At 36.6% G+C, this 7772-nt stretch carries 8 protein-coding genes; 5 read left to right on the top strand and 3 right to left on the bottom strand.

Annotated features, from left to right (window positions below):
* Positions 1-208: 208 nt before the first annotated feature.
* The 3 genes from mobQ (at position 209) to F960_RS20220 (ending at position 3798) form a co-directional block, all read left to right on the top strand.
* Positions 209-1861, top strand: a complete 1653-nt coding sequence (gene mobQ, locus F960_RS20205; RefSeq protein WP_004870770.1) for a MobQ family relaxase — start codon at positions 209-211, stop codon at positions 1859-1861.
* Between the two features lie 711 nt (positions 1862-2572).
* Complete coding sequence (locus F960_RS20215; protein ID WP_020846814.1) at positions 2573-3514, top strand: replication initiation protein; 942 nt, start codon at positions 2573-2575, stop codon at positions 3512-3514.
* Positions 3511-3798, top strand: coding sequence for a hypothetical protein (locus tag F960_RS20220; RefSeq protein WP_004870774.1), 288 nt, complete (start codon positions 3511-3513; stop codon positions 3796-3798). Before F960_RS20215 ends, F960_RS20220 begins: the two co-directional genes overlap by 4 nt.
* A gap of 227 nt (positions 3799-4025) precedes the next feature.
* Here the strand turns inward: F960_RS20220 and F960_RS20225 are convergent, their stop codons facing one another.
* Together F960_RS20225 and F960_RS20230 are read right to left on the bottom strand one after the other, a co-directional pair.
* Positions 4026-4877, bottom strand: coding sequence for a universal stress protein (locus F960_RS20225; protein ID WP_004870777.1), 852 nt, complete (start codon positions 4875-4877; stop codon positions 4026-4028).
* Between the two features lie 12 nt (positions 4878-4889).
* Positions 4890-6377, bottom strand: a complete 1488-nt coding sequence (locus F960_RS20230; protein ID WP_004870779.1) for a SulP family inorganic anion transporter — start codon at positions 6375-6377, stop codon at positions 4890-4892.
* Between the two features lie 419 nt (positions 6378-6796).
* Between F960_RS20230 and F960_RS20235 the strand changes: the two genes are divergently transcribed.
* Positions 6797-7060 carry a type II toxin-antitoxin system Phd/YefM family antitoxin gene (locus F960_RS20235; RefSeq protein ID WP_000557944.1) on the top strand — a complete coding sequence of 88 codons (264 nt, stop codon included), beginning with the start codon at positions 6797-6799 and terminating at the stop codon, positions 7058-7060.
* The gene (locus F960_RS20240; RefSeq protein WP_000184943.1) at positions 7047-7310 is read left to right on the top strand and encodes a Txe/YoeB family addiction module toxin; all 264 of its coding nucleotides are present in this window, start codon (positions 7047-7049) and stop codon (positions 7308-7310) included. Before F960_RS20235 ends, F960_RS20240 begins: the two co-directional genes overlap by 14 nt.
* A 61-nt stretch (positions 7311-7371) precedes the next feature.
* On the opposite strand, the gene F960_RS20245 is transcribed toward F960_RS20240, so the two are convergent.
* Entirely contained in the window at positions 7372-7674 is a 303-nt protein-coding gene (locus F960_RS20245) for a hypothetical protein (protein ID WP_000110201.1), read from the bottom strand.
* Between the last annotated feature and the right edge of the window lie 98 nt (positions 7675-7772).

Raw genomic sequence — 7772 nt, forward strand, 5'->3', positions numbered from 1 at the left:
ATCACCATCTCAAGGAATCCCCCTCAAGCATAGGTCTGTTTGAATTGAAATTCAAGACAGCCCATGCTATCGTGGTTTTCCCGAAGGGCGCACTTAGCCATTGGATTTCATCCAATGGTGCGACAAGGGGTAAATCCCCTTTGTAATCCCCTGACCAACATATACATGTTGGTAATTTCGATAAATCGAAATAAAGAGCAAAAGCAAAATGGCGATATATCATTTTTCAGTTAAAACGATTAGTAGAGGTAATGGACGATCGGCCGTTGCTTGTGCTGCATATCGTTCAAGTGAAAAATTGGTATGCGATTTTTATGGAAAAGAACAAGACTACACAAGAAAAACTGGTGTCGAATTTACAAAAATCTATGCACCTGAAAATACAAATACTGAGTTACTCAAGCGCCAAACACTTTGGAATGAAGTCGAAAAGGTTGAACGTAGAAAAGATGCATTACTTGCAAGAGAGTTTGAGATTGCATTTCCCAGTGAGTTAAACGCTGAACAGCGTGAAAATATGCTCAATGAACTTTGCCGAAACCTCGTTAAAAAATACGGTGTCATCGTTGATGCTGCTATTCATGCACCTCATACAGACAGTGGAAGTGATGAACGCAACTACCATGCACACATCATGTTCACAACCCGAAGTATTAATGAGCAGGGTGGCTTTTCAGCAAAAAAATATAGGGACTTCAGTCGTGACAATGGCACAGAAACTGTAAGCCACTGGAGAGAATCATTTGCAGAGTTATGCAATCATCACCTGGAACAAAATGGATTTGATGAACGTGTCGATCACAGAAGTTATGAAGACCAGGAAAGTGACCTAGAAGCAACTCAGCACGAAGGTCCTCAAGCGACATACCTCCGGAGACGAGGGATATTTACAGAAATTAGTCTGAAAAATGATGAAATTAAGCTACGTAATTTAAAAATCAAAAAGGTCATCGCACTGGATGAAAACATCAAAGTATCTGAGGATCTTGTTCAAAAAGTACGAAGTGAGCTTCAGTTTCAATACTCTCAAGCTGAGTATTCAGAAAAAACTTCTCAGAAACTTTATGAATTCCAAAATGAAGAATTATCAAAATTAACAACAAAATTAGACACGATGAGTTCTGCAATATCAGAACTACGCAAAAAAGAGCCTTTATTTTTTAAAACAAAATGGATCAATCAAATAAATGACCTGATCGACCAACACAACACCCAACTAGACATCCAAAAGCATATTTCTGGTCTTAGTGAAATAGAAAAAAAAGAGAGATATTCTGATCATTTAAATAAATGGACAGAAGAAAATCAGCTGCTCCAGCCTAAAAAGTCTTTTGCAAAATTTGACGAACCGAACATCACTGTTAAACAACGAAAACTTAATGATCAAATTTCAAATATAGATCATCAAATTTCTGAAATATCACGCAGAGAAACTGAGTATCAAGAGTATGTACGCGATCAAAGACTGGAGATCATAAATAGTTATATATTTGAAGAAGATAACTATGGAAATAAATACTTTAGTCCTCAAAATGGTGAAAAACAAAAGCGACTATATGCAGAAGAAATGGAAGATCTAAAAATCCAAGAATTGCATGCGGCTTTTACAAAAAAAATTGAGACCGAAGCGCAGCAAGAGTTTTCCCAAAAAAGAGCAATACAGCTCGAAAACGACCGAAAAGATCGTGAATCTAGAGAACAGCAGTTACGTAAAGAACGAGAGCAACAAGAACAACGCTATGCACAAGAACGAGAGCAACAAGAACATTTGGCATTTGTAAGACGCCAAGAACAAGAAAAACAGCAGAGAAATGAGCCTAAAAAGCCAGAAAATGACAATAACCATGACTACACGCCTTAGAAATCCCATTTAAGCGCAAAAAAACGGGGGTTTTAGCGACTTTTGATAGAAATACAGTAAAACTATAGTTGATAAAAATAAAATCGCTTAGAACGCAAATGAGAGCCTTTTAGCGAGTATCTACGAGCGACACAACGAAAGTTTGCTTATTCCCCCTCTGAAAAACCGTTTTTTATTGAATTACTGGGGACAGTGATTAGCGAGTGTCTACGAGCGAAGTATTGATGCTTTTGCTCGTCAAAAAGCATGAGCATAGCGAATGCATTATTCATGTTTTGCTTTTTGAATCCTTGATCATATATGCAAAAAACTGCCCCCCACGAAGCGAGTGAAACGAGCTTCAATAGAGTACGAGCTTTAGCGAGTACCAAGGGCAGTTTTAATAACTCACTTTGGAAATAAATTCCCTTTTATTCTTTTAAAAAGCTTTTAAAAGCTTTTAGACCCCCCTATAAACCACGCCTAGCAATGCTTTCAGACTTTAAAAAACTACTTTTACCGGACATTAAACTACAAATGCCGGACAAAATGGACTTAAAAAACTACTTTTACCGGACATAGAAACTACTTTTACCGGACATTAAACTACAAGAAAAAGTTTGTAGTTTTGTTAAAAAACTACAAAAATAGTAGTCAAAAAATAAACGACAATGTATGTTTAAGCTACATAAATACCAATGTAGTTAGTTAGTTTTTTGGGGTTGTAGTTATATGGACGAAAATAAAAAAACATATCCTCTGAGCTGGGTTGTTATGCAAAACAATGTTCAAGAATGCTTTAAGAGTATGAACATTGATGAAAAACGAATGTTAATACTTGCTAGCCCAATTGCTAGAACCACTGATGCAACTGAAAAAGACCGAATTATGATTACGGCAGAAGAGTTTGCTAGAGAATGTGGCATTAAAACGCATTCCGCATATACGCAGTTAGAACTAGCCAGCAAGAATCTACTTAAAAGAAATTTCTCTTATAACAATGAAAGAGGAAAAAAGGTGCTGTCGAATTGGGTGATTGATTGCACTTATGAAGACGGAGGGATAGCTATACGTTTCCCTGAAATCGTTCTACTGATGTTAAAAGAGTTTGATAAATTAAACCCTTATACAAAATATAAAAAAGATATCGTACTAAGTTTGAAAAAAGATTACTCATTCGATCTTTATCATTTAGCTAAAAAGCATCAAGCAATGGGACAATTTGAAATGTCCTTAGAACATATAAAAAATGAGCTGGGTTTGCCCAAATCTTATGACAAACTCTGTAATTTAAAAGACCGAGTAATGAAGCCTTCATTAAATGAGATTACAACTAATACAGATATTGAACTCACTTATGAAAATGTAAAAAAAGGGCGTTCAGTAGTTGGCTTTAAATTTATAGTGAAAGAAAAACCTAAGCCAAAATTAATAGCGCCTCAGCGAGATCAAAGAACTATAGATATGTTCTGCAATTTATCTGATGCTCAAATTAACAAGTACAGCACTATTTTATCTAAACTTTCTGAGCTATCAGACCTCAGTAATTTCCCAGACTACCCGACATTTGCCCTCTGGATTAGTGGCATCTTACGAGATCCGAAAAGTGTAAGAGAGGAAACAACAAAACGGATTTTTAAAGCTCTTCATAGCAAGACGGATTTTAAACCATGAGAACTAAGGCTGAATTAGATGCAATGAGTCATCAAGAACTCAAAGATTATGAGCAAAGTTTACTTGCTCTGTGGACACCAAGAATGGCTATTGAAAGTGACATTGAAAGGTTAAGCACTCATCACAGCGAATTATTAGAGGTTTTTAATCAATTAAAGAATCCGGATGCACCTAAAAATTCACGTTTAAAAGATTCAATCTTGTCTCTGAAATATAAAATCGAATCGCTTGAAGGTAAGTTGAGTGATCTTATTCAAGATAATCGCTTAAATTCTGCAGATTGAATTATTCAGTTTATTTAATCAAAATCGTGGAACATTGATTAAAGACTAGGCGTGGAACGTGAAAAGTAATAAAAAAAGCCCAGTCATTGACGACTGGGCTAGAAAATTGAAACTACAGCGTTGAATTATAAGGATAATTATAACGCATTTCGTATAAGGTGTATTATGTTAATTTTAGAAATTCTAAAAAAGGGATAGTTAAAAACTATCCCTTTATCTTGTAAGAATTATCTTAGTAATAATACTGGTTTTGTAGAGCTTGATAACAATTTGGTCGTCGTACTACCAATAAAAAACTGGCGTATTTTTGAGTGACCATATGCACCAACCACCATCATATCAATAGCGTTTTTCTCTTGGTAATCTAATATTGATTTCTCGACATCACCTTCAAGTACGATATCAATTACATTAAAACCATTATTTGCAAGCAGCTCTTTTGCCCAAGTAACTTGAGATGTCATATCACTATTTGGCTTACCAACATATACCACATGAGCTGTCAGGTTTTTTAATAAAGGGCTATTGGCAATTTTTTCTACACAAATGCGTGCAGTCTGACTTCCATCAAAAGCAATTAAAAAAGACTTAGGTGGACTAAAGAGTGCAGATGTTATTAATACGGGTTTATGAAGGGCACGAACAACATTTTCAATATGGGTTCCAACTTTACTGGAATCATGCTCAGTTTCAGTCCCATGCTTACCCATAACAAGAACTCGAATGTCTTCTTCCATTCCCATAATTGTTTCTAAAAGACTGCCATGGCGTTGAAAACTTTGAGCATCAATAGAAAACTTCTCCAATAGATAATTCTTTGCTTCCCGAAGAAGAATCTGACCATGCTCTAGCTCAATTTTTCCCTTACGTTCTTCGAGTTCAACTAACTCGTTTAGCAAGGTTTCTCGACTTCCTAGACCAATTGCACCACTTAAATCTTGTGGGGCTTTCGCTTTTGGCTTATCAATGACATGCAATAGTTTAATAGGTGAACTAAGTTTATCGCTAAACCAAGCTGCATAATCACACACAGTATTTGTTACTAATGATCCATCAATACATGCAATAATTTTTGACATAACTAATCCCTCTTAGTGGCTATTTAAGCGATCTAAAGCATCTGGTTTGTCGTGGATACCAAACTTATCGACTAATGTTTTACTAGCTTCATTCATTCCAATAAGTTCGACTTCTGTTCCTTCACGTCTAAACTTAATGACCACTTTATCTACGGCAGCGACCGCAGACACATCCCAGAAGTGAGCCTGACTAACATCAATCACAACTTTTGAAAGTGCTTCTTTGAAATCAAATGCAGAAGTAAATTTATCTGCTGAGCTGAAGAACACTTGACCTGTTACCGTATAAATACGGGTATTTTCAGGTTCATTAAATTCGGACTGAATTGCCATGTAACGTTCAATTTTATTGGCAAAAAATAATGCAGAAAGAAGTACACCGACTAATACGCCATAAGCCAAGTTATGTGTTGCAACGACCACGACGACTGTAACGATCATCACGATATTGCTAGAAACTGGATATTGGCGAATATTTCGTAATGAATCCCAGTTAAATGTTCCGATTGCTACCATGATCATGACCGCAACCAGTGCAGCCATTGGAATGACTTTGAGCCAGTCACTGATAAACACCACCATAATTAACAGGAAGACCCCAGCACTAAATGATGATAAACGGGTACGTCCACCAGATTTCACATTAATAATGGATTGACCAATCATGGCACAGCCTGCCATTCCGCCTAAGAAGCCAGAAGCGACATTGGCAACACCTTGTCCTTTACACTCACGGTTTTTATCACTATTGGTATCGGTTAAATCATCCACAATTGTTGCGGTCATCATAGATTCAAGCAAACCGACGGCTGCTAATCCCAGTGAATAAGGCAAAATAATAGCTAAAGTTTCAAGATTTAAAGGAATATCAGGAAGTAAGAAAATTGGTAGCGTATCTGGTAATTGCCCCATATCGCCTACGGTTCTTACATCTAAACCAATGAACAAGGCAAAGAGCGTAAGGAGGACAATACAAATGAGAGGAGAGGGTAAAAGCTTCCCTATCACTGGGATATAAGGGAATAGATAAATAATAGCTAAACCTCCAACTGTCATCGCATAGACATGCCATGTCACATTGGTGAGTTCAGGCAATTGAGCCATAAAAATTAGAATAGCTAAGGCATTCACAAAGCCAATCACGACTGACTTTGATACAAACCGCATCAGAGCACCTAATTTTAGATAACCTGCTAGGATTTGAATAAATCCTGTCAAAATTGTGGCTGCTAATAAGTATTGCAGACCATGCTCTTTAACCAGTGTGACCATTAATAAAGCCATTGCACCAGTTGCAGCAGAAATCATACCAGGGCGACCACCTACGAAAGCAATCACGACTGCAATACAGAATGAAGCATATAGCCCGACTTTAGGGTCGACACCTGCAATGATGGAGAAGGCAATTGCTTCAGGAATTAGAGCCAAAGCAACAACAATACCCGCAAGAACATCCCCGCGAATATTGGAGAACCATTGTTCTCGAATAGTGGATAACATGAAAATAGCCTATTTTTTTAAATTTTAGGAAAGGCTAGTGATGTGATATATGACACACAAGCTACTACACCACATCACTAGACAGTGATGAGTTATTTACTGAATTAAGAGGTAAATAAACTTATGGTGGCGTAAGTGTCATATTAAGAAAGATATCTATTTTTTGGAGGATTTCGGGGGCAATGATAGCAGTTAGACTCTTTTCTATCCACCCTAACCGCAGTATCGAAGTAAAAGTATAGAATTATCATAGATAATTTTAGAATTGATTTATGTCCATTTAACATAATGGCGGTTATACGAAATTGACAATATGTACAGGATTCTGTACATTTAGGATTGTAAAGTTTCAATCACTACCGCCTAGGTAGTCTAGCTAGCAGCGTTTTGACGCAGCTTACCCTATGAGGGATAGATATATGCATGTATTTACATATACGGACGCACGTAACAATTTAAAATCTGTTTTAGATAAAGTAATTGATGATGTAGACGTTGCTTTTATTACAAGAAAAGAAGGTGGCCATGCTGTAGTAATGGGACAAGATCATTACGATAGCTTAATGGAAACGTTATATCTCCTTTCATCTCCAAATAATGCAAGTCGTTTAAATGAATCAATTGCTCAATTACGTGCAGGGAAAACAAAACACAGAGAGTTGATTGAGGATGACGAATCGTAACGTCGAATGGACTGATAATGCCTGGGATGAATATATCTATTGGCAGACACAGGATAAAAAGATACTTAAGCGTATTAATACCTTAATCAAAGAATGTCAGCGAACACCTTTTGAAGGAACAGGAAAACCAGAACCTTTAAAAGCTAATCTTTCAGGATTTTGGAGTCGTAGGATTGATGAAAAGCATAGATTAGTTTATGAAGTGACAGATGAACGAATCTCTATAATTCAATGTCGATTCCATTACTAACAAGATCCCCTATTTTTAGGGGATTGTTTTTTTATTTAATACAAAATCTCATATGCGAAATTTAGGTGTTATTCCATATAACGCCATTAAAAAGATCTTTATCTTTCTGCCTATTTTCTTCAGTCTTACTTTCCGTGCTTAAAAACTTTTCAAAATCGGTTAGTTGACCCTTAAAAGATTCATCATTTTTCAGTTTGTTTAGAACCCAAGCCCCCAGTAGAATTTTACGTCTAGTATCATCTTTTCTTTGTCGATCAGAATTTTTCTTTTTTTCACGAGCAGCAATAGCTTGTTTTTGTGCTTTTAGTTGTCTTAATCGTTCTTCTTGCTTTGCAATTTTTTGCTCTAAAGTTTCAACACTCATACCATCACCATCTCAAGGAATCCCCCTCAAGCATAGGTCTGTTTGAATTGAAATTCAAGACAGCCCATGCTATCGTGGTTTTCCCGAAGGGCGCACTT

The organism is Acinetobacter gerneri DSM 14967 = CIP 107464 = MTCC 9824 (assembly GCF_000368565.1).
In the GTDB taxonomy this organism is placed as follows: Bacteria; Pseudomonadota; Gammaproteobacteria; order Pseudomonadales; family Moraxellaceae; genus Acinetobacter; species Acinetobacter gerneri.